Genomic DNA, 21,435 nt, shown 5'->3' with positions numbered 1-21,435 from the left:
TCGCCTCCCATGCCACCCCAGGCCAAGGTGACGCGGCGACAAGGCGGCGGGTTCGTTTGTGGCCGGAGCACAAGGGACCGCTGCCGCACGAACGGCCGGGCGGAAATGGTGCGTGGCGACGAAGCCCCGGGCCGAGGCCGGGCAGCAGGATGAGCGAATGGCTGACCTCACCCACCTGCAGAGCCTGCTCGACAGCGAGGCGACTTCCCTGCACGTCCCCGGAGCCGCCGTGGGCGTGCTGTTCGACGGCGCGGAACACGTGCTCACCACCGGCGTCACCAGCGTCGACGCGCCGGCGCCCGTGACGGCCGACACGTTGTTCCAGATCGGGTCGACCACCAAGACGGTCACCGCGACCGTGATCATGCATCTCATCGAGGAGGGCCGGCTCGACCTCGACGGGCGGGTACGCACGTACCTGCCCGAGTTCCGGCTCGCCGACGAGACCGCCGCGCAGGAGGTGACCATCCGGCACCTGCTCACCCACACCGGCGGGTTCCTCGGCGACATCGACGACGGCCAGAGCTGGGGCGACGACGCGCTGGCCGAGGCGATCAAGGTCTACGAGCGGCTGCCCCAGCTCTTCGCCCCCGGCACGCTCGCCTCCTACAGCAACGCCGGGTTCCGGCTGCTCGGGCGCGTCATCGAGGTCGTGTGCGGCGAGCCGTACGAGAGCGTCGTCGAGCGGGTCGTGCTCCAGCCGCTGGGCATGCGCGACAGCTTCTTCTTCCCCTGGGTCGCCGCCACCCGCCCGCACGCCGTCGGCCACGTCGTGCGCGAGGACGGCGCGCACGTCTCGCACACCTGGGGCCTGTTCCGCGACGCCATGGCCGAGGGCGGTCTCGCCTCGTCGGTCCGCGACCAGCTCCGCTACGCCGCCTTCCACCTGGGCCTGGGCGGCGAACGGCCGGTCAACGCCGCCACCAGGGAGCTGATGCGCTCCGAGCACGTCGCCGTCGGCGTGCCGTGGTCCGGGGTCGGCCTGCCGTGGCTGCTGGAGGAGCAGGGCGGCGTCCGCCTGGTCACCCACGGCGGCAACATCGGCAACGTGCAGCTGTCCACGTTCGTCCTGGCCCCCGAGCGCGGCTTCGCCGTCACCACGCTCACCAACTCCGGGCCGGGCAAGGTCCTGGGCAAGCGGGTGACCGACTGGTGCCTGGAGCACCTGCTCGACGCCAAGCACGACGAGGTACGGCTGACGCTGCGCGAGCCCGCCCCCGAGTACGCCGGCGGCTATGACGCCGGCCAGTGGGTCTTCGAGGTGGACGAGAACCTGGTGGCCCGGTTCGTGCTGACGCCCGAGCTGGTGGCGGCCGGGGTGGAGGGGATGCCCGACATGGCGCTGGCCCTGGTCGAGGGCGGTGACGACGTGACGCTCGCCGCCGACCCGCAGCGGGCCGTGGGCCGGTTCCTGCGCGACGACGCGGGCGAGATCTCCTTCCTGCATCTGGGCGGGAGGGCGGCCCGCCGCATCCGCTGACCCCCGCGTGGCGCCGGTCCGGCCGGGAAGTTCTCTCCCGGCCGGACCGGCACGGGGTCAGGGGATGATCGACACGTCGGGGTGCTGGGGGCTGGGCGCGTCGAACAGCCGGGTGGGCCGGTTCTTCAGGTGCAGGTCGAAGAAGGCCGCCACGTACGCCCGCTGTGCCGCGACCGACCGCCGGGGGTCGATGGTGCCCACGAAGTCGGCGACCGGCACCTTCGGCACCGTCTCGGCGATCTTCGGCAGCATCGCCTGAAGATCGGTGAAGGAGCCGTGCGCGGCCCCCGCGAAGCGCAGCTCCCGCTTCCAGCCGGTCGAGGCCCGCCAGAAGGACTTCCAGCTCGGTTCGTTCTCCCGGGTGTGCGCCTCGGCCGCGAGCTGCAGGAACGGCCGGCCGACCCCCGTCGTGGCCACCCGGCCGACGTAGCCGCCGTCGAGGTTCACCCCCGCGTCCACCCTCCGGTCGTCGTGGACGAGCTGCGCGGCCACCGACCCGCCGAGCGACTGCCCGAGCGCCCCCACCCGCGACAGGTCCGGCGCCCCGCGCAGGCCGTCGGGCAGCCGCGCCTCGATCCCCAGCTTTCCGCCGCCGGCCAGCGCGGCGACCCGGCCGAGGACGAACCGCATGTCCGCCAGCCGCGCCTGCGAGTGGCGCGCGAGGAGCTTGGCGATGACGCGCGGCGTCAGCTTCGACGGCAGGGGCAGCGCCCGCACGACCCGCCCGCCGGGGAACTCCACCTGGTCGGCCTCGTAGGTGTGGTCCACGGTGACGACCAGGTAGCCGCGTGAGGCCAGGTCCTGCACCAGCGTGGTGCCGAGGGTGCGCGGGCCGCCGTCCCCGGAGCCGAACAGCACCACGGGCAGCCTGCCCGCCCGGGGATCCACGGGTGCGCCGGTGCGCGCGTGGGTGGCCGTGGCGGCCCAGTTCACGGCGCCCGCCTTGATGCCCATGGGCGGCGCGGAGTGACGGTCCCAGTCGGCCGCGGCGAGGGGCGCCATGTGCGGGGCGACGGGCGCGCCGCTCTCCTTGGCCGGGTACCACAGGCTGACCATCAGCTCCCGGTAGGGCTTCGAGCGGACCAGCGGATCGGGACGCGAGCTGTCGACCAGCCGCACCGCGACGGTTCCCACGCGGTACGGCCCGCCCGGCGCGGGCAGGTCCACCGTCACGGGCTGCGCGCCTGAGGCGGCGGAGGTGACGAGCGTCAGCGCGGCGAGCGCCGCGGGGATCATGGTGAAGGTCATGCGGACTCCTCATCGGAAACGTCCCGACAGGCTCGCAGCGGGGCGCGGGCCGGGCCCAGCGGCGAACGGCTGATCCCCGCCTGCGACTTCTGGATGACCCGCCCGGATGTTCATCCCGGAGGAGGATGGGGAGCGAACCCGCAGGACAACTAGGGTGAACGCCATGAAACCGGCCGCTCTCATGGCACTCGCCCGACGCTCGTCCCTGCCGGTCGACGGGCTGCTGGCGGCTGCGATCTTCGTGGTCACGCTCGGGCCGGGCCAGGTGACGGCCCGGGCGGAGCTGGTCCCGCTGCAGCTCGCCCTGGTGGCGCCGCTGGTGTGGCGGCGGCGGGCGCCGGTGACGGTGTTCTTCGCGATCGCGGTGGCCGCGGCCGTTCAGTGGGTGGCCGGGGTGCAGTTGCCCGCCGACGTGTCCTTGCTGGTCGCGCTCTACACCGTCGCCGCGCGCGGCACCTGGTGGTGGACGGCGGCGGCCGGGGTGACGCTGGAGGCCGGAGCGCTGCTGGCCGCGGCCCGGTGGGCGCCGCCCGGCCAGTTCCCGTTCACGGCCGCGGCTCTGACGGCACTGGTCGCCGCCGCCCTCACGACGGGGTTGTGGGCGCGGGAACGGCGGGCGTACGTGCTGTCGCTGGAGCACGACCGCGAGCGGCGCGCCCGGCTCGCCGTCGCGGAGGAGCGCGCCCGCATGACCCGCGACCTGCACGACATCGTCACGCACAACCTGTCGGTCATGGTGGCGCTGGCCGACAGCGCCGCGTACGTGCGCCGGCGCGCTCCCGAGCGCGCGGACGCCGCCGTCGACCAGATCGCCGACACCGGGCGGCAGGCCCTGGCCGACATGCGCCGCGCCCTCGGCGAGGTGGCCGAGCCGCTGCACCCGGCGCCGGGGATCGCCCAGCTCGACGCCCTCGCCGGCAGGATGCGCGCGGCCGGGCTGCCGACCCGCCTGGAGATGAGCGGCGACCCCGCCGCGATCCCGGCCGCCGCCCAGCTCACCGTCTACCGGCTCGCCCAGGAGGCGCTGACGAACGTCCTCGGGCACGCCCCGGGCGCGACGGCCGTGGTCACGCTCGCCCTGACACCGGGGCAGGCCACCGTCGAGATCACCAACGACGCGCCCACCGGCCGGGCGCCGGGGGCCGCGGCCGGGAGGGCGCCCGGAGCCGGCGACCGGCGGGGGCTGGCCGGGATGCGGGAACGGGTCGCCGCCTACGGCGGGAGCTTCGAGGCCGGGCCGGTGCCCGGCGGGGGATGGCGGGTGTCGGCGCGGCTCGACCTCGCGGCCGGCCTGGCGGGCAGGGGCGCGGCATGACGATCCGGCTGTTGCTGGCCGATGACGAGTCGTTGCTGCGCATGGCGTTCCGCATGGTGTTCGAGGCCGAGCCGGACATGGTGGTGGCGGGCGAGGCGGGCGACGGCGAGGAGGCCGCGCGGCTGGCCAGGCGGCTGCGCCCCGACGTCGTGCTGATGGACGTGCGCATGCCCGGCGTCGACGGTATCGAGGCCACCCGCAGGATCGCGAGGGACACCCCGGGGGCGCGCGTGCTCATCCTGACCACGTTCGACCTGGACGAGTACGCCTTCGCCGGGCTGAAGGCCGGGGCGGCGGGCTTCCTGCCGAAGAACACGCGCCCCGAGGACCTGCTGACCGCGATCCGCAACGTCGCGGCGGGCGAGGCCGCGGTGTCGCCGCGCGTCACGCGCCGCCTGCTGGAGAGGTTCGCGCCGCAGCTCATGCCGGGCGCTCCCGAGCAGGACGAACGGCTGGCCGAACTCACCTCCCGCGAACGGGAGGTATTGGTCCAGGTGGCGCGCGGGCTGTCCAACGCCGAGGTCGCCGCCGCCCTGTGCCTGGCGGAGGCCACCGTGAAGACGCACCTCAGCCGGGTCCTGGTGAAGCTGGGGCTGCGCGACCGTACCCAGGTCGTGGTCTTCGCCTACGAGAGCGGCCTCGTTCGCCCGGCGGGGCCGTGACACGCCCGCCGCATTCCCTATAAAGTAAATAGGAAATACATGAATCTTCCAAGTGAAGGTGAAGCCCCATGTGCAGCCTGGGACCGGGCCCTACTGTCATGTCCATGTCGATCGATATCCAGGAAATGCTTCCCGACCCCGGCCGATCGGTGGTGGCGATCGGCCCCCCGGTGTCCGGCGCGGGGTACTGGGCGGGCGCGCCCAGCGCGGTGGCCGGTGACGGCCTGATCTACCTTGCCTACCGGCTGCGCCGTCCCGTGGGAGAGGGGCGGGGCTACGCGATCGTGGTCGCCCGCTCCGCCGACGGCGAGCGCTTCGAGCCGCTGGTGACGATCACGCGCGAGCGGATGGCCGCCGAGTCGCTGGAACGGCCCGCCCTGGTCCGCACCCCCGAGGGACGCTGGCGGCTCTACCTGAGCTGCGCGACCCCCGGCACCAAGCACTGGCGGGTGGAGGTGCTCGAAGCCGCCGACCCGTCCGGGTTCGACCCGGCCGCGCGGCGTACCGTCCTGCCGGGCGACCCGAAGACGGGCGTGAAGGACCCGGTCATCGTACGGAGGGGCGGCCAATGGCACCTGTGGGCCTCCTGCCATCCGCTGGCCGACCCCGACGAGGCCGACCAGATGGTCACCGACTACGCCACCAGCGCCGACGGCCTCGACTGGACCTGGCACGGAACGGCGCTGAGCGGCCGCCCCGGCCTCTGGGACGCCCGTGGGGTGCGCGTCAGCGCCGTCCGCTTCGAGGGCGAGGGGGTCGTGGCCTTCTACGACGGCCGGGCCAGCGCGACGGAGAACTACGAGGAGCGGACCGGGGTCGCGCGGAGCGACGAGCCCGCCTCGATGACGCCGGTCGGCACGCAACCCGCCGCGGCCTCCCCGCACCACGGGGGCGGCCTGCGCTACCTGGACATCCTCGACCTGCCCGGGGGCGGCACCCGGCTGTACTACGAGTACACGAGGCCGGACGGCGCCCACGAGCTCCGCACGGAACTCCGCTGATCGGCCGCGCCGCCTGATCGGCCAGGCCCGGCCGATCAGGCGGGGCGGCCGTTCCTGGCCTGGCGCTGGCCCGGCGGGCGTGGGCCGACCAGCCCGCCGGAGCGTTCCTTGGGACCGAGCCAGTCGCTGAAGTCCTCGCCGGTGACCTGCTGCAGGAGCAGGATGTCGGCGGCGAAGTAGGTGATCAGCTCACGGCGCTGCTCCCACGTCAGCGGCCGCCGGGCCAGGCCGTCGCGCTGCAGCCGGGTCTCGACGCGGTCGGCCAGCCCGCCGCGCAGCCGCCGCCGGAACGCCGACAGCAACGAGGGGCGCCGGCCGGGGTGGGCGGTGACGTTCTCCCTGGGCACCTCGGTGAGCAGGCCCTCGGCGACGCCGAGGAAGGCGCAGATCCGGTCGAGCGTCTCGGCCGGGCGGTCGAGCAGGTCACGGTAGCGGAAGGTCAGCACCTGCTCGCGCGGGAACAAGGTGTACAGGTGGGCGAGCTGCTCGCCGTACCTGCCCAGACCGGTGTAGTGCCAGAAGTGCGCCCAGCCCGCCGCGATCCGCCGCGGCTCGTCGGCGCACGCGTGTACGACGTCGTCGAGCGGTTCCAGCCCCGCCGACCACAGGTGGACCCAGTTGGAATGCGCCCGCTCGACCGGATCGCGCAGGATCGCGATGAGCCGGGCCTGGGGGAGGGCCGCGTGGATGCGCCGCTGCGCGGCCAGGTCATAGAGATAGAACGGCGTCGCCTCCCCGCGCAGCGCGCCCGGCGGCGCCCCGGCGAACAGCGCCTCGTAGTCCTGGCGCCGCCACACGTGCTCGCGGTAGGTCGCGGCGTCGCCGGGACCGCCCTGCGTGGGCGGCGGACCGCCGGTGAGGAAGTGCTTGGGCTCCTTGACCGCGGACAGGAAGAGGTCCGGGTGGCGCTGGAGCGCGGCGTGCAGGGCGGTCGTCCCGGTCTTGGGGGCGCCGATGACGAGGAAGTCCGGCAGGGGCATGGTCGCTCCTTAGGCTGTACCCCCTTTTTCCTACCAAATGTGTGGGATATTGCAAGCCTTCCCGGCAAGGCGGCGCACGCTCTCAGTGAGGATCGTCGATCAGGCGAAGGCGTCGAGGCCGGTGAGTCCGGCCGAGAGCGCCCAGAGGCGGGCCGCCTGGTCCGGGTCGCACGCGTGCTCGCGCACGCCCTCGGTCAGCGCGCCGTCGGCCGGGGCGGGCGGAGCGGGCGGGGCGACGTCGCCGTCCTCGCAGTACAGGCCGCCCATCCCGGCCAGGCTGGGGGAGGTGGCCGCCCACACCTGGGTCGCCGCGCCCTGCGCGACGGTCTTGAACGCGGAGGGGTCGATGGCGCCCTCCTCGTCCATCCAGCCGTTGGCGATCATCTCCTCCCTGGGGATGTGGCGGGCCAGTGAGGTGGCGACGACGCCGGGGTGCACCGAGAAGGCGCGCACGCCCGCGTCCTCGCCGAGCGCGTCCAGGTGCACGGCGAACAGCGCGTTGGCGGTCTTGGCCTGGCCGTAGGCCTGCCACTTGTCGTAGCCGCCGGTGAAGTGCACGTCGGGCCAGCGGATGCCGGAGAGCTGGTGGCCCCTGGAGGACAGGGACACCACCCGGGCCGCGCCGTCCGCGATCGCCGGCCAGAGCAGGTTGACCAGCGCGTAGTGGCCGAGGTGATTGGTGGCGAACTGGGCCTCCCACCCGGGACCGACGCGCGTCGGCGGGCAGGCCATCACCCCGGCGTTGTTGACCATCAGATTGACCGCGCGGCCCGAGGCCAGGAACCGCTCGGCGAAGCCGCGCACGCTGTCCAGGTCGGCGAGGTCCAGCTCCCCGACCTCCACGCCGTCGATGCCCTTGACCGCTTCCTCGGCCTCCTCGGGCCGCCGCGCGAGGGCGACGACGTGCGCCCCCGCCTCCGCGAGGGCCCGGGTCGTCTCCAGGCCGAGGCCGGAGGCGCCGCCGGTGACGATCGCGAGCCGCCCGCCGAGGTCGATTCCGCGCAGGACATCGCCGGTGGTGCTCGTGGCGCCGAAACCTGAGCCGATCTTGCGTTGCCGTGTCGTCATGCTCCGACGCTAGGACCTGGAGTTCACTCCAGGTCAAACGTCAGTTCAGCCGCTGCGCCCTGCTGAGCAGCCGCTGCGCGACCACGACCAGCGCCAGGAACGCCCCGCTGACCACCTGCTGGAAGGAGGAGGTGAGGTTGCCGACCTGGTTGATCAGGCTCTGGATCACACCGAGCAGCAGCACCCCGGCCACCGTCCCGGTGACGCCACCGGCCCCGCCCGTCAGCAGCGTCCCGCCGATGACCACCGCGGCGATGGCGTCGAGTTCCATGCCGATGCCGAGAATGGTCACGCCGGATGACAGCCGGGCGGCGTTGAGCGCCCCCGCCAGGCCCGCCAGCAGCCCGGACATCAGATACACCAGGACCTTCGTCCGGGCGACGGGCACCCCCATGAGCGCCGCCGCCTGCTCGTTGCCGCCGATGGCGTAGACGTTCTGCCCGAACCCGGTCCGCTGCAGCAGCACCATCGCCGCCAGCACGAGCACGACCGTGACGTAGACCGGATAGGTGAGCCCGAGCAGCGCACCCTGGCCGAGCGCCGCGAACGCCGGATCGGAGACCAGGTAGGTGGTGGCGCCCTCGTCGGAGATGGCCAGCATGAGCCCGCGTACGCCGAGCAGGCCGGCCAGCGTGACGATGAAGGGCGCGAGGCCGGTTCTGGCGATGATCAGGCCCTGGACCAGGCCGACCAGGCCGCAGACGGCCAGCGGCAGGAGCAGCGCGGCGGCGAAGCCGTACCGTGAGCCGGCGGCGGCGAGCACCCCGCCGAGCACGAACAGCGAACCGACGGACAGGTCGATGCCGCCGCCGATGATCACGAAGGTCATGCCGATCGCGACGACGGCCAGGAACGAGGAGGAGACCACGACGCTGGCGGCGTTGCCCACGGTGGCGAAGGAGTCGAAGGCCAGCGTGCCGACGACGATCAGCACCCCGAGCACCATCAGCGCGCCGTGCTGCTGGAGCACCCGGCCTATCTCTTCCCTGCGGGTGACGGTCGTCATCGCCTGACACGCTCCCTCGTCACATACACGGCGGCGAGGATGATGACCGCCTGGACCATCTGCGTCCACGACTGGGGCAGGTTGTGCTTGATGAGCGTGGCCGACAGCAACTGCATCAGCAGGGCGCCCATCACGGTGCTGGCGACCCTGATCCGCCCGCCCGACAAGGGCGTGCCGCCCACGACGACCGCGGTGATCGCCGACAGTTCGATGAACATCCCGAGCGAGGTGGGGTCGCTGGCCTGCAGCCGGGCGGTCGCCAGCACCCCGGCCAGCGCCGCGAGCAGCCCGGAGATCACATAGACGAGCACGAGGACCCGTTTCACCGGCAGCCCGGACAGCTCCGAGGCGGCCCGGTTGCCGCCGATCGCCACCACCTGTCGCCCGAACGTGGTCCTGCGCACCAGGAAGGCCACGACGAGCGTCAGCACGGCGGCGATGATCACGATGAGCGGGACGCCGAACAACGAGCTGCTGCCGAGGGCGATGAGGTCGGGGTTGCGGAACTCGACCAGCTGCGGCACGAGCACGTTGGCCAGCCCGCGGACGCCGACGAGCAGGGCCAGGGTGGCCACGATCGGCTGGATGCCCACGTAGGCGACGAGCGTGCCGCCCGCCGCGCCCGCGACGGCGCCGCCGGCCAGCGCGACCACGAGGGCGGCCGCCGCGCCGTACCCCAGATAGAGGGCGGTCAGGGCGGCGGCCATCGCCATCACCGAGCCCACGGACAGGTCGATGCCCTTCGTGCCGATCACCAGCGCCATGCCCAGCGAGATGATCACGATGGGGGAGACCTGGACGAGCTGGGTGCGGAAGTTGGCCGCGTCGAGGAAGTACGGCGTGAACAGCACGTTGAACAGCAGCAGCGCGAGCACCGCGGCGTAGACGCCGTAGTCGCGGATCCACCTAGTCATCGGCGCGCTCCGCGATGGCCGCCATGATCTTCTCCTCGGTCACGTTCTCGCCGGACAGTTCGCCGACCACCGCGCCCTCGCGCAGGACGAGGATCCGGTCGGCGCCCTCGACCAGTTCCTCCAGGTCCGAGGAGATGAGCAGCACGCCCAGGCCCTCCCGGGCGAGCTCGTCGATGAGGGCCTGCACCTCCGCCTTGGCGCCGACGTCGACGCCGCGGGTGGGCTCGTCCAGGAGCAGGACCTTCGGCCGCACCGCCAGCCACCGGGCCAGCAGCACCTTCTGCTGGTTGCCGCCCGACAGCTCCGACACGGCCTGGTGCGGCGAGGACGCCTTGATCCGCAGCCGCCGCATGAAGATCTCCACCACCCGGTCGATCCGGGAGTCGGACACGACGCCCGCGCGGGCCAGCGAGGGCAGGGCGGCCAGCGCGATGTTGTCGCGTACCGACAGGCCGGGGATGATGCCCTCGGCCTTGCGGTCCTCGGGCAGCATGCTCACGCCGGCGCCGATCGCCGCCTTGGTCCCGCCGCGGGGCAGCGGCGCCCCCGCCACGAGCACCTGCCCGCCGTCCAGGGGCAGCGCGCCGACGATGGTCTTCGCGGTTTCCGTACGGCCGGCGCCCAGCAGCCCGCCGAGCCCGACCACTTCGCCGGGCCGGACCGAGACGGTGACGTCGGACAGCACGTGCCGCCGGGTCAGCCCGCGGGCCTCGACGACGGGCGTGCCGTTCACGGCGCCCTGGTCGCGGTTGAAGCGGGTGAGCCCGCCGCTCTTCACCTCGGCCAGGTCGCGGCCGAGCATGAGGGAGATGAGCTTGAGCCGGTCCAGGCCCGCCAGCGGCCCGGTGTGCGCCACGCGGCCGTCGCGCAGCACGGTCACGTTGTCGCAGACCCGGTAGAGCTCGTCGAGGCGGTGGCTGACGTAGATGACGGCGATGCCGGACGCGCGCAGCCGGCCGATGACGCCGAACAGCGTCTCGACCTCGCGCGGCTCCAGCGACGAGGTGGGCTCGTCCATGATGACCACCTTGGCGTCGACGGAGACCGCCCTGGCCAGGGCGACCATCTGCTGGGCGCCGACGCCGAGGCTGCGCAGCGGGCGCCTGACGTCGGTGTCGAGGCCGAAACCGCGCAGGACGGCGCGGGCGTGGCCGTACAGCCTGGCGGTGTCGATCACCCCCAGCCGGCCGCGGGGCTCGCGGCCGAGCAGGAGGTTGCGCGCGACGCTCATCATCGGGACGAGGTTGACCTCCTGGTAGATGGTGGAGATCCCGGCCCGCTGCGCCTCCAGGGGGGAGGCGAAGCCGGCCGGTGCTCCGTTGTAGCGCAGTTCGCCGCCGTCGGGCCGGTAGACGCCGGTGAAGACCTTGATGAGGGTGGACTTGCCGGCGCCGTTCTCGCCCACGAGGGCGTGCACCTCGCCGGCCCCGAGGGCGAGATGCACGTCGTCGAGCGCCACCACGCCGGGAAAGCGTTTGGTGATCCCCCGAGCTTCCAGCATGGGTTCAGTACGCTTCACCGAGCGAGTCCTTGGCGTTGGCCTGGTCGTATTCGCGATCGGAGATGATCACTTTCTCGGCGATGCCCTCGCCGCCGAGGAACTTCGCGGCGGTCTCGAAGGCGAGCGGGCCGAAGCGGGGGTTCGACTCGATCACCGAGTGCAGCCAGCCGTCGACGATGGCCTGGACCGCGCTCCTGGTCCCGTCGATGGAGACGATCTTGATGTCGCCCGGCTGCTTGCCCGCGCCCTTCAGCGCGGTCACGGCGCCGAGCGCCATCTCGTCGTTCTCCGCGTAGATGCCGTTGATGTCGGGGTTGGACTGGATGAGCTGCTCGGTGACCTGCTGGCCCTTCTCCCGCGCGAACTCGCCGGTCTGCTCGAAGCTGATCGTGATGCCGGGGGCCTTCTCCTTGACCCGGTCCTTGAAGCCGTTGGTGCGCTCGGTGGTGACGTTGTTGCCGGGCGCGCCGAGCAGGATGGCCACCTTGCCCTTGCCGCCGACCGCCTCGATCATCTTGTCGGCGGCCCGCTTGCCCTGCTCGTAGAAGTCCGAGCCGATGAAGGTCAGGTAGTCGGTGCAGGCCTTGGCGTTGATCTTCCGGTCGACCGTGATGATCGGGACCTTCTTGGCCGCCGCCTGCTGCAGCACCGGCTCCCAGCCGTCGGAGTTCAGGGGCGCGATCACCAGGAGCTTGGCGCCCTGCGCGATGAGCTGCTCCACGTCGGTGATCTGCTTGGAGAACTGCGACTGGGCGTTGGTCACCTTCAGGTTGGTGATGCCGACCTTCGCCGCCTCGTCCTTGATCGACTTGGTCTCGGCGATGCGGAACGGGTTGGCCTCCTTCTCCGACTGGGAGAAGCCGACCGTGGCGCTCTTCAGGTCGAAGGCGGCGCCGCCGAAGCGTTCCAGGGTGCAGGCCGGTCCTTCGGCGGTGCCGGTGGGCGTCTTGACGACCTGCTGACCGGCCGTGGAGGACGGCGCGGCCGCCGTCTGCGGTTCCTCGCCCTTGGCACAGCCGGCCACGGTCACGAGGACGGCCATCGCCAGGATCGCGGTGCGGGACATGGTGGTTCCTTTCCTAGCAGGCGGGCGAGATCTCGTCGACGAGCGCCCGGTTGGCGGCCCGGACCCTGGCGAGGTCGGGCTTGATGACCGCCCGGTCGTAGGTCATGAGCCCGTTGAGCTCCACCTCCACGTCCGTGGTCTGGGTGTAGATCGCGGCGCTGAGGCCCTCGCAGGCGTGCAGCCGCCGCAGCGTCTGGTCCATCTCGACGTAGCGGGTGGTGAGGGTCTCGGCGTCGGGTTCGACGCGGTAGCCCCAGCCGCCGCCCGACCAGGTGTGGCCGATGACGAGCAGGCCGAGCCCGCCGTACTCGCCGAGGACCGAGGCCCTGGTCGCGCTCGGCGGCGAGACCGGTGCGGGGCCCGGGTACATGTGCCAGTCGATGACGTCGCCGTTGCCGCCGTCCTGGGCGCCGCAGCAGTTGACGCCGCTCTGGTTGTCGACCAGGCGCGAGGGGTCCCAGCTCTTGACCAGGTCGGCGACCCTGGCCACCTCGTACTGGCCCCAGCTCTCGTTGAACGGCACCCACATGACGATCGAGGGGCTGGAGCGGTGCTGGTCGACGATGCGCCGGAACTCGGTCTCGAACTGGGCCTGGTTGGTGTTGCCCGAGGTCGAGGGCATGTCCTGCCAGACGAGCAGGCCGAGCTTGTCGGCGTGGTGGTACCAGCGGTCGGACTCGACCTTGACGTGTTTGCGCACCGTGTTGAACCCGGCCTGCTTGGTGACCTCCAGGTCGTAGCGCAGCGCGGCGTCCGTGGGGGCGGTGTAGAGGCCGTCGGGCCAGAAACCCTGATCGAGCGGGCCGAGCTGGAAGACGGGCCGGCCGTTCAGCAGCATCCGGGTCTTGCCGGCGACCTGGCCGATCGAGATCTCCCGCATGCCGAAGTAGGAGCGCACGCCGTCGTCGCCGGTCGAGACGGACAGGTCGTACAGGAAGGGGGTGTCCGGGGTCCACGCCTTGGGCTGGGGAACCGGCAGGCTCAGCTCGGTGCCCGAGCGCCCGCTCACGCGGCCGACGACCTTCGAGCCGTCCCGCGCCACCAGGCTGACCCGCGTGCCGGCGAGGCCGGCGTTGACGGTCACCTTCAGCCTCTGGCCCTTGAGGTCGGGCACGGAGTCGACCGACAGGATCCGGTTGCGCGGCGCGGGCTCCATCCAGACGGTCTGCCAGATGCCCGAGCTGGGCGTGTACCAGATGCTGCCCGGGGTCAGGCGCTGCTTGCCGGTGGGGTAGTTGCCCTTGTCGGTGGGGTCGTAGACGCCGACGATCAGTTCCTGGGGGCCCCGGCGCTTGAGGGCGTCGGTCACGTCGACGGTGAAGCGGTCGTAGCCGCCGCGGTGGGTGGCCAGGCGCGTGCCGTTGACGTAGACGGTGGACTCCCAGTCCACGGCGTCGAGGTGGAGGATGACCCGCTCGCCGCGCCAGCCGTTCGGGACCTCGAAGGTCCTGCGGTACCACATGCGGTCCTCGGTCCTGCCGATGCCGGACAGCGCCGACTCGACCGGGAAGGGCACGGTGATCCGCTCGGCCAGGTTCTTGCCGACCGGCGGCTGCTCGCCCGCCTCCGCGGCGGCGAACTGCCAGGGGCCGTTGAGGCTGCGCCAGCGCTCGCGGACGAGCTGCGGCCGCGGGTACTCCGGCAGCGGGCCGGCCGGGTTCACGTCCTTGGCGAACTTGCTGGCCAGCTGGTACTCGGAGCGGTTGGCCAGCGCGGCGCGGGGGAAGGCGGGCAGCGCGGTGCCGTCGGCGAACTCGAGGCCGCCGGTGCCGTCGTAGGCGGCCCGCACGCCGTTGCCGGCCTTGAGCGGGATCTTGGCCCCCAGCTTGAACGTGAGCGTGGCGCCGGAGGAGGAGGCGGAGGTGATCGGCCAGGCCGACCCGCCTGTGGTGATCTTGAATCCGGTGGCGGCGGTGATGGGCTTGAGCGCCTTGGCGAAGGTCAGGGTGGCGGTGTCGCCCGCCGTGCCGACCTCGGCCTGGACGGGGCCCGGCGGGTCGAAGCCCTCGGGCAGGAGGAGCGCCTGCTCGGGCACGACGGTCTTGGCCAGGTCCGGGCTCTGCCAGCGCAGCCGCAGGTTGGCGCCGCCGAAGTGCTCGAAGTACTCGATCTTGATGTCGTACGTGCGCCCGGCCTCCAGGGCGATCGGGGTGCCGACCTGCTCGACGTCCCAGATGTCGCGCCAGTTGTCGATGATCAGCTTGTCGTCGACCCAGAGGCGGAAGCCGTTGTCGCCGATCATGGAGAAGGTGTAGGTGTTCGCCACGGGGGCGGCTATGCGCCCGGTCCACCGTACGGTGACGTTCTCGTCGCGGCCGGTCAATTCCGCGAGGGCGGGGTTGAGGTCGGAGAAGTCGATGTTCGGATCCACGGCTGTGGCCTTGAGCTCGCCGAAGTCGAACGTGCCCGGCCCGGTGCTCAGGTGGTAGTCGCCCTTGAGGCCATGCCGCTCCGCCTGCGTCGCCGCCGCGGGGGAGAGCGGCCACATCACGCTGAGCAGGACGGCCAGTGCTAAGGAGAGGCGTGTGATCACGGAGCTGCCTTCCGATCGAAAACGAGCGCCATCTCGACCAAAGAAAGCACCATTCCGACACCGTGGTCAAGGAAACTCGATCAGATTCGTTCTGAAATGGTCAGAGATGGGCAGTCCATCTCTGGTCGACTATGCTCGGGCCACGTGAGCGACACGCAGAGGGAGAGCGGCAGGCCCGTGTTCGCAGCCGAGCGCCGCCAGAGGATCCTGGAGCTGGTCCGGGCCAACGGCGCGGTCTCCCTTCGCGAGCTCGCCCAGGCGGTGCGTTCCTCGGAGGTGACCGTCCGCCGCGACCTGCGCGCACTCGAGTCCGAGGGCCTGCTCAACCGCCACCACGGCGGCGCCACCCTGCCGGGCGACTTCACCCGCGAGCCCAGCCACACGCAGAAGAGCGCCGTGTCGGCCGCCCAGAAGACGGTCATCGCCGACCTCGCCGTCTCGCTCGTGGAGGACGGCGACGCCATCGTCATCGGCCCCGGCACCACCACCCAGGAGTTCGCTCGCCGGCTGGCCAGGCACAGCGACCTCACGGTGGTCACCAACTCCCTGCTCGTGGCCCAGGCGCTGGCCGGCTGCCCGCGCATCGAGGTGGTGGTCACCGGCGGCTCGCTGCGCGGCCCGATCCTCGCCCTGGTCGGCACCGCCGCCGAGGGCTCGCTGGCCGGCCTGCGGGTGCGCCGAGCGTTCGTCTCCGGCAACGGGCTGACCGCCGAGCGCGGCCTGTCCACGCCCAGCCTCCAGGTCGCCGCCGTCGACCGCGCGCTGGCCGCGGCGGCCGAGGAGGTCGTGGTCCTGGCCGACCACACCAAGATCGGTCACGACACGATGGTCCAGACGATCCCGGCCGAGCGCATCGCGCATCTGGTCACCGACGACGACGCGCCCCGCGACGTGCTCGACGAACTGGCCGCGAAGGGAGTGCGGCTGCACGTTGCCCAGCTCTGACCGAATGTGACATCTTCGTTGCGAGATTGTTTCTTGTTGTGGCCACCATCGGGGTGGAGGCAACCGTGCTTCAGCTTGCAGGCGTTCTCAAGACCTTCGACGGCGTCCCGGCGCTCGACCACGTCACGCTGGCCGTGCGGCCCGGCTCCGTCCACGCGGTCATCGGCGGCAACGGGGCGGGCAAGTCCACCCTGGTCAAGGTGATCTCCGGCGTGTACCGGCCCGACGCGGGCCAGGTCCTTCTCAACGGCGTGCCGGTCAGGTTCGCCGGCCCCGCGCAGGCCAGGCAGGCCGGCATCGCCACGGTCCACCAGGAGAGCGGCCTCGTCCCGACGATGAGCATCGCCCGCAACCTCTTCCTGGGCGCCGAGCCGCGCGGCCGGCTGGGGCTGATCGACTTCGCGGCCATGCACGCCCGCGCGGAAGAGCTCCTGTCCCAGTACGGCCTGCGCGTCGGCACCCGCCGCCCCCTCGACTCCCTCACCCCCGGCGCCCAGCAGCTCGTCGCCCTGGCCAGGGCCGCCTGCTCGGACGCCAAGCTGGTCATCATGGACGAGCCCGCCACCGTCCTGGAACACGCCGAGCTCAGGACCCTGCTGGCCGCCGTGACCCGGCTGCGCGAGGAGGGCCGGGCGGTGATCTACGTGACCCACCGCCTGGAGGAGCTCTACGAGATCTGCGACCGCGTCACGGTCCTGCGCGAGGGCCGCGTCGTCCACACCGGGCCGCCGGCCGGACTCGGCCGGGTCCGCCTCGTCTCGCTCATGATGGGCCGCCCCTTCCATCCCCGGGACGCCTCCCCGCTGGAGAGCTGGCCCGTGGACGAGGTCGCCGACCGGCCCGTGCTGGAGGCCAAGGGGCTGACCCGCGCGAACATGCTGGCCGGAGTGTCGCTGGCCGTACGTCCCGGGGAGGTCGTCGGCCTCGGCGGGCTGCTCGGCGCCGGTCGCAGCGAGACGGCCAGGGCCATCGCCGGGGCCCTGCCCGTCGAGTCCGGCCAGGTCACCGTGTCGGGGACGGCCAGCAGGAGGTGGTCGGTCCGCAGCGCCGTCAGGGCCGGGGTCGGCCTGGTGCCGGAGAACCGCACCACCGAGGGCATCGTGCCCAACCTGTCCGTACGCGACAACATCGCCCTGGCCGCGCTGCCGCGCCTGTCCCATGCCGGCATCGTGGCCGACACCCGGATCGACAGGATCGTCACCACCTTCATGACGCGGCTGGACATCAAGGCCGCCTCGCCCCGCCAGCTCGCCGGCGAGCTGTCCGGCGGCAACCAGCAGAAGGTGCTGCTGGCCCGGTGGCTGGCCATGCAGCCCAAGGTCCTGCTGCTGGACGAGCCCAGCAGGGGAGTGGACCAGGCCAGCAAGCGGCAGATCCAGACCCTCCTGGACGAGCTCGCCGTCGACGGCCTGGCCATTCTGCTGATCTCCTCGGACGTGGGCGAGCTCGTGGACAACTGCGACTCGGTGGTGGTGCTGCGCGACGGCGCCATCACCCACCAGCTCAGCGGGCCGGAGGTGACCGAGGACCGGCTGCTCGCCGCCCTCGCCGACGGCTAGAACCGGACGATCTCTTGAACGGTTCTTGTGCGCGACGATCAACGTGACCGGGCATCGCTCCGGACATGTCGATCTCCGTCATCCTCGCCCATGTCCTCGCGGCCGCCCTGAGCGGACCGGCCCCGGTGGCCGCCCACCACGACCCCGTCCCCATGATCGTGACCCAGTGCAGCGACGCCCTTCCCTGGCCCGGCGACACCCGGGGGTCGGTGGTACGCCGCGTCGGCTTCAACGGCCGCTCGGTCGAAGTGCACGCCAAGCGCTTCAACGGCAAGCAGTACGGCTGGGCCCGCCTGACCGGCTCCACCCGCACCGGCGACGAGGTGTACATGATGGTGCGCAAGGGCGACCAGAGCTGCTACACCCGCCTGCAGCGCGTCGGCATCGACGGCTACGACGCCTGGTCGCAGATGTGGCCGGCCAGCAGCCAGGGATCGCAGCGGTTCCAGGCGTGCGGCTGGTTCCCGCACGACGGACCGGAGGGGACCAGCCGATGCACCGGCCACTGGTGAGATAAGGTGTGAAACGCAGCTGTTCTGAAGCTAGGAGACCAGACGTGGCAGGTGACGACGACATCTCCGGGTGATACCGGAGATCGACCGGCCCCGGCAGGCGCGTATGACCGCCGCCGATGTGGCCCTGTCGTCGTTCCCCGAATCCCTTCCCGTCGCCGGGCGGCTTCGGCACGCCCGGATCGTCTCCGTACGAGGTCTTCACATGTCCGATGCGTTCATCATCTGCTCCAACCTGTCCTTTTCCTGGCCCGACGACACGCCTGTCTTCGGTGACCTGTCCTTCAGCGTGGGCGGGGGCCGTACCGGGCTCGTCGCCCCGAACGGCGCGGGCAAGAGCACGCTGCTCAAGCTGATCGCCGGCGAGTACCGGCCCGCCGCCGGCGGCGTGTCGGTCAAGGGCGTCCTCGGCTACCTGCCGCAGAGCCTGCCGCTGGCCGCCGGCCTGACCGTGGCCGAGGTCCTGGGCGTCGCGCCGGTGATCGCCGCGCTGGACGCCATCGAGTCGGGGGACGCGAGCGAGGAGCACTTCACCACGATCGGCAACGACTGGGACATCGAGGAGCGCACCCGCGCCCAGCTCGACCGGCTCGGGCTCGGTGAGCTCGCGTTCGGGCGGAGCCTGGCCACGCTGAGCGGCGGCCAGATCGTCTCGCTCGGCCTGGCCGCGCAACTCCTCAAGCGGCCCGACGTCCTGCTGCTCGACGAGCCGACGAACAACCTCGACCGCGACGCCCGCGACCGGCTCCACGACGTGCTCGGCGAATGGAAGGGCTGCCTGCTCGTCGTCAGTCACGACCGCGCCCTGCTCGACCGCATGGACCGCATCGCCGAACTGGACCGCGGCGAGGTCCGCTTCTACGGCGGCGGCTTCACGGCCTACGAGGAGGCCGTGCGTACCGGGCAGGAGGCGGCCGAGCGGACCGTGCGCGGCGCCGAGCAGGAGCTCAAGCGCGAGAAGCGGGAGATGCAACAGGCCCGCGAACGGGCCGAGCGCAGGGCGGGCAACGCCGCCCGCAACCTCAAGAGCGCCGGCCTGCCGCGCATCTTCGCCGGGAACATGAAGCGCGGCGCGCAGGAGTCGGCCGGGCGCGCCGGCCAGATGCACGCCTCCCGGGTCAGCGACGCCCAGGCCCGGCTCGACGAGGCGGGACGCGCCCTGCGCGACGACCAGAAGATCGTGCTGCACCTGCCGGGGACGAGCGTGCCCGCCGGCCGTACCGTCTTCCTGGGCGAACGGCTGCGCGCCCGCGAGCTGTTCGCCGAGCCCGGCCTGGACCTGACGGTCCGCGGGCCCGAGCGGATCGCGCTGACCGGTCCGAACGGAGCCGGCAAGTCGACCCTGCTGCGCATGATCAGCGGCGATCTGGAGCCGGGCGGCGGACTCGCCAGGCGGGCCGAGGGCCGGGTGGCCTATCTGTCGCAGCGCCTGGACCTGCTCGACGAGGAGCGCACGGTCGCGGAGAACCTGGCCGCGTTCGCCCCGGCCATGCCGGCGGCCGAGCGCATGAACCTGCTGGCCCGCTTCCTGTTCCGCGGCGCGCGGGCCCATCTGCCCGTCGGCGTGCTCTCGGGAGGCGAACGGCTGCGCGCCACGCTGGCCTGCGTGCTGTGCGCGGAGCCGGCGCCCCAGCTGCTCCTGCTGGACGAGCCGACCAACAACCTCGACCTGGTCAGCGTGGGGCAGCTGGAGAGCGCGCTGGCGGCGTACGAGGGGGCGTTCGTGGTGGTCAGCCACGACGAACGCTTCCTCGCGGAGATCAAGGTGGAACGGCGGCTGGAGCTGTCGGACGGGCGGCTCCGGGAATCCGGCTGATCTACATTGTAAAGGGCGTGGGCTGGATACGATGAAACATGCCCAGAGAAACCCCAGCGGCGGCGCGGCAGCGCCGCGAGCAGCTCCGTGCCTTCCTGCGCTCGCGCCGGGCGCGGCTCACGCCCGGCGACGTCGGCCTGGCGGGCGAGGGCGCCGGCCGCCGCCGGACTCCGGGGCTGCGCCGCGAGGAGGTCGCCGTGCTGGCCGGGGTCGGTGTGTCCTGGTACACCTGGCTTGAGCAGGGCCGCGACATCAACGTCTCGGGCGAGGTGCTCGACGCGATCGGCAGGGCGCTGCGCCTGAGCGAGCCGGAGCGCGCGCACCTCTACCTGCTGGCCGGGCTCAACCCGCCGCGGGCCGGGGCGACCGGCGACACCGCGGTCACCCCGGAGCTGCGGCACCTGCTCGACGCGTGGATGCCGCGACCGGCCATGCTGCGCGACCGGTACTGGAACCTGCTGCTCGTCAACGACGCCGCGCGGGAGCTGTTCGGGTACGCCGACGCCGACCGCAACTGCCTGGTGACGTTCTTCACCAGCCCCCGCTACCGCGCGATGCAGGTCGCGTGGGAGTCGGCCGCCCCGTCCGTGGTGGCCGCCTACCGGGCCTGCGTCGCCCACGATCCAGGCGACCCGGGGTTCGCCGAGGTCGTGGACGAGCTGAGCGTCGTGAGCGAGGAGTTCGCCGAGCTGTGGGCCCGCCACGACGTCAGCGGCCAGGCCCAGACGGTCAAGGCGGTCCGCCATCCCGAGGCCGGCGAGCTGTTCTTCGACACGACGCCCCTGGCCGTGGTCGACCATCCCGACTGGTACCTGGAGCTGTTCAACCCCCGCCCCGGCACCGGCACCGCCGAGCGCCTGGCCCGGCTCCCGCTGCTCAGGCTGGCCGCTCCGGCGTGAGGGTGGTGGTGACAGACCCCTGATAGCCGGGCACTGTTCACCTCGCGCGCCGGTCGGCACGCTGAGTCCCATGACGTACACCATTTCCCGTTTTCAGGACAAGATCGCACTCATCACCGGCGGCACGAGCGGCATGGGACTGGCCGCCGCGCGGAGGTTGCTCGCCGAGGGCGCGCGGGTGGTCATCACCGGCCGCGACAAGGTACGGCTGGACGCCGCCGTGGAGGAGCTGGCCGGCGGGGAGCGCGTGCTCGCGGTACGCGGCGACGCGGCGAGCCTGGCCGACCTGGACGCGCTGATGGCCCGGATCCGGGACCGGTTCGGCAGGTTGGACGTGGTCTTCGCCAACGCGGGCGTGGCCTCGTTCGATCCGGCCGCGGAGGTCACCGAGGCCGAGTTCGACCGGGTCGTGGACATCAACTACAAGGGCGTGTTCTTCACCCTGCAGAAGGCGCTGCCGTTGCTGGCCGACCACGGGGCGATCGTGATCAACGCGTCGTGGACGCTGCACCGCGGCCTGCCCGGCGGCTCCCTGTACTCCTCGACGAAGGCGGCGGTGCACAACCTGGCGCACACGCTGGCGGCCGAGCTCGGGCCCAGGCGGATCCGGGTCAACTCGGTGAGCCCCGGCTACATCGAGACGCCGATGTTCCACGACAACGTCTCGGCCGAGGCCCAGGGCACGGTGGTGGCCGAGGTGGTGGCGGGCCGGTTCGGCACCGCCGACGACGTGGCGGGCGCGGTGGCGTTCCTGGCCTCCGGCGAGGCGTCCTACATCAACGGCCAGGATCTGATCATCGACGGCGGGCTGGTCGCGGCCATCCCCGGGGAGATGCTGTAGCCGGTCAGACCAGGGGGTTAGGAGCAGGCTCCCAGGTCGCGGACCGCGTAACCCTGCCCAGGCAGGAGGAAAGTCGCGGCCCGCGCCGG

The 21,435-nt window shown here is 72.3% G+C and carries 18 protein-coding genes; 10 read left to right on the top strand and 8 right to left on the bottom strand.

Annotated elements, in window-relative coordinates:
- Positions 1-157: 157 nt before the first annotated feature.
- Entirely contained in the window at positions 158-1,480 is a 1,323-nt protein-coding gene (locus tag ACIBI5_RS26365) for a serine hydrolase domain-containing protein (RefSeq protein WP_397251108.1), read from the top strand.
- A 57-nt stretch (positions 1,481-1,537) separates the two neighbouring features.
- On the opposite strand, the gene ACIBI5_RS26360 is transcribed toward ACIBI5_RS26365, so the two are convergent.
- Entirely contained in the window at positions 1,538-2,728 is a 1,191-nt protein-coding gene (locus ACIBI5_RS26360; RefSeq protein WP_397251106.1) for an alpha/beta hydrolase family protein, read from the bottom strand.
- Positions 2,729-2,891: 163 nt separating this feature from the next.
- Here ACIBI5_RS26360 and ACIBI5_RS26355 point away from each other — a divergent pair, with 163 nt between their 5' ends.
- The 3 genes from ACIBI5_RS26355 (at position 2,892) to ACIBI5_RS26345 (ending at position 5,706) form a co-directional block, all read left to right on the top strand.
- Positions 2,892-4,043 (top strand): sensor histidine kinase, encoded by a 1,152-nt coding sequence (locus tag ACIBI5_RS26355; protein ID WP_397251104.1) that lies wholly within the window; start codon positions 2,892-2,894, stop codon positions 4,041-4,043.
- The gene (locus ACIBI5_RS26350) at positions 4,040-4,705 is read left to right on the top strand and encodes a response regulator (RefSeq protein ID WP_397251102.1); all 666 of its coding nucleotides are present in this window, start codon (positions 4,040-4,042) and stop codon (positions 4,703-4,705) included. Before ACIBI5_RS26355 ends, ACIBI5_RS26350 begins: the two co-directional genes overlap by 4 nt.
- Positions 4,706-4,809: 104 nt before the next feature.
- Positions 4,810-5,706, top strand: coding sequence for a hypothetical protein (locus tag ACIBI5_RS26345; RefSeq protein WP_397251100.1), 897 nt, complete (start codon positions 4,810-4,812; stop codon positions 5,704-5,706).
- Positions 5,707-5,741: 35 nt separating this feature from the next.
- Here the strand turns inward: ACIBI5_RS26345 and ACIBI5_RS26340 are convergent, their stop codons facing one another.
- The 7 genes from ACIBI5_RS26340 to ACIBI5_RS26310 form a co-directional block, all read right to left on the bottom strand.
- Positions 5,742-6,686, bottom strand: a complete 945-nt coding sequence (locus tag ACIBI5_RS26340; protein ID WP_397251098.1) for a sulfotransferase family protein — start codon at positions 6,684-6,686, stop codon at positions 5,742-5,744.
- Between the two features lie 99 nt (positions 6,687-6,785).
- Positions 6,786-7,754: an SDR family NAD(P)-dependent oxidoreductase gene (locus ACIBI5_RS26335; RefSeq protein WP_397251096.1), complete on the bottom strand. Its 969-nt coding sequence runs from the start codon at positions 7,752-7,754 to the stop codon at positions 6,786-6,788.
- Positions 7,755-7,794: 40 nt separating this feature from the next.
- Positions 7,795-8,760: an ABC transporter permease gene (locus ACIBI5_RS26330; protein ID WP_397251094.1), complete on the bottom strand. Its 966-nt coding sequence runs from the start codon at positions 8,758-8,760 to the stop codon at positions 7,795-7,797.
- On the bottom strand, positions 8,757-9,674 hold the full coding sequence (locus ACIBI5_RS26325) for an ABC transporter permease (RefSeq protein WP_397251092.1): 918 nt from the start codon (positions 9,672-9,674) through the stop codon (positions 8,757-8,759). Before ACIBI5_RS26325 ends, ACIBI5_RS26330 begins: the two co-directional genes overlap by 4 nt.
- Entirely contained in the window at positions 9,667-11,193 is a 1,527-nt protein-coding gene (locus ACIBI5_RS26320; RefSeq protein ID WP_397251090.1) for a sugar ABC transporter ATP-binding protein, read from the bottom strand. The genes ACIBI5_RS26325 and ACIBI5_RS26320 overlap by 8 nt, the downstream gene beginning before the upstream one ends.
- Positions 11,180-12,241, bottom strand: a complete 1,062-nt coding sequence (locus ACIBI5_RS26315) for an ABC transporter substrate-binding protein (protein ID WP_184964847.1) — start codon at positions 12,239-12,241, stop codon at positions 11,180-11,182. Before ACIBI5_RS26315 ends, ACIBI5_RS26320 begins: the two co-directional genes overlap by 14 nt.
- Positions 12,242-12,254: 13 nt before the next feature.
- Positions 12,255-14,774 (bottom strand): PA14 domain-containing protein, encoded by a 2,520-nt coding sequence (locus tag ACIBI5_RS26310; protein WP_397251088.1) that lies wholly within the window; start codon positions 14,772-14,774, stop codon positions 12,255-12,257.
- Positions 14,775-14,918: 144 nt separating this feature from the next.
- Here ACIBI5_RS26310 and ACIBI5_RS26305 point away from each other — a divergent pair, with 144 nt between their 5' ends.
- The 6 genes from ACIBI5_RS26305 to ACIBI5_RS26280 all read left to right on the top strand — a co-directional run bounded on the left by ACIBI5_RS26305 (position 14,919) and on the right by ACIBI5_RS26280 (position 21,346).
- Complete coding sequence (locus ACIBI5_RS26305) at positions 14,919-15,719, top strand: DeoR/GlpR family DNA-binding transcription regulator (protein ID WP_379624826.1); 801 nt, start codon at positions 14,919-14,921, stop codon at positions 15,717-15,719.
- Between the two features lie 65 nt (positions 15,720-15,784).
- Complete coding sequence (locus ACIBI5_RS26300) at positions 15,785-17,278, top strand: sugar ABC transporter ATP-binding protein (protein WP_397251086.1); 1,494 nt, start codon at positions 15,785-15,787, stop codon at positions 17,276-17,278.
- Between the two features lie 65 nt (positions 17,279-17,343).
- Positions 17,344-17,790, top strand: a complete 447-nt coding sequence (locus tag ACIBI5_RS26295) for a hypothetical protein (protein WP_397251084.1) — start codon at positions 17,344-17,346, stop codon at positions 17,788-17,790.
- A gap of 205 nt (positions 17,791-17,995) precedes the next feature.
- On the top strand, positions 17,996-19,606 hold the full coding sequence (locus ACIBI5_RS26290; RefSeq protein WP_397251082.1) for an ABC-F family ATP-binding cassette domain-containing protein: 1,611 nt from the start codon (positions 17,996-17,998) through the stop codon (positions 19,604-19,606).
- A 38-nt stretch (positions 19,607-19,644) separates the two neighbouring features.
- The gene (locus ACIBI5_RS26285) at positions 19,645-20,505 is read left to right on the top strand and encodes a helix-turn-helix transcriptional regulator (RefSeq protein ID WP_397251080.1); all 861 of its coding nucleotides are present in this window, start codon (positions 19,645-19,647) and stop codon (positions 20,503-20,505) included.
- 70 nt (positions 20,506-20,575) lie between these two features.
- Positions 20,576-21,346: a glucose 1-dehydrogenase gene (locus tag ACIBI5_RS26280; RefSeq protein ID WP_397251078.1), complete on the top strand. Its 771-nt coding sequence runs from the start codon at positions 20,576-20,578 to the stop codon at positions 21,344-21,346.
- Positions 21,347-21,435 lie beyond the last annotated feature (89 nt).

The sequence above is a fragment of the Nonomuraea sp. NPDC050540 genome, assembly GCF_044457485.1.
GTDB lineage: Bacteria > Actinomycetota > Actinomycetes > Streptosporangiales > Streptosporangiaceae > Nonomuraea.
This window is presented reverse-complemented; position numbering and strand designations above follow the sequence as displayed.

Bases quoted from the DNA above. Each gene is read 5' to 3' on its own strand.
- ACIBI5_RS26365 (WP_397251108.1), top strand. From the start codon at position 158: ATGGCTGACCTCACCCACCTGCAGAGCCTGCTCGACAGCGAGGCGACT.
- ACIBI5_RS26360 (WP_397251106.1), bottom strand. From the start codon at position 2,728: ATGACCTTCACCATGATCCCCGCGGCGCTCGCCGCGCTGACGCTCGTC.
- ACIBI5_RS26355 (WP_397251104.1), top strand. From the start codon at position 2,892: ATGAAACCGGCCGCTCTCATGGCACTCGCCCGACGCTCGTCCCTGCCG.
- ACIBI5_RS26350 (WP_397251102.1), top strand. From the start codon at position 4,040: ATGACGATCCGGCTGTTGCTGGCCGATGACGAGTCGTTGCTGCGCATG.
- ACIBI5_RS26345 (WP_397251100.1), top strand. From the start codon at position 4,810: ATGTCGATCGATATCCAGGAAATGCTTCCCGACCCCGGCCGATCGGTG.
- ACIBI5_RS26340 (WP_397251098.1), bottom strand. From the start codon at position 6,686: ATGCCCCTGCCGGACTTCCTCGTCATCGGCGCCCCCAAGACCGGGACG.
- ACIBI5_RS26335 (WP_397251096.1), bottom strand. From the start codon at position 7,754: ATGACGACACGGCAACGCAAGATCGGCTCAGGTTTCGGCGCCACGAGC.
- ACIBI5_RS26330 (WP_397251094.1), bottom strand. From the start codon at position 8,760: ATGACGACCGTCACCCGCAGGGAAGAGATAGGCCGGGTGCTCCAGCAG.
- ACIBI5_RS26325 (WP_397251092.1), bottom strand. From the start codon at position 9,674: ATGACTAGGTGGATCCGCGACTACGGCGTCTACGCCGCGGTGCTCGCG.
- ACIBI5_RS26315 (WP_184964847.1), bottom strand. From the start codon at position 12,241: ATGTCCCGCACCGCGATCCTGGCGATGGCCGTCCTCGTGACCGTGGCC.
- ACIBI5_RS26295 (WP_397251084.1), top strand. From the start codon at position 17,344: ATGTCGATCTCCGTCATCCTCGCCCATGTCCTCGCGGCCGCCCTGAGC.
- ACIBI5_RS26290 (WP_397251082.1), top strand. From the start codon at position 17,996: ATGTCCGATGCGTTCATCATCTGCTCCAACCTGTCCTTTTCCTGGCCC.
- ACIBI5_RS26285 (WP_397251080.1), top strand. From the start codon at position 19,645: ATGCCCAGAGAAACCCCAGCGGCGGCGCGGCAGCGCCGCGAGCAGCTC.
- ACIBI5_RS26280 (WP_397251078.1), top strand. From the start codon at position 20,576: ATGACGTACACCATTTCCCGTTTTCAGGACAAGATCGCACTCATCACC.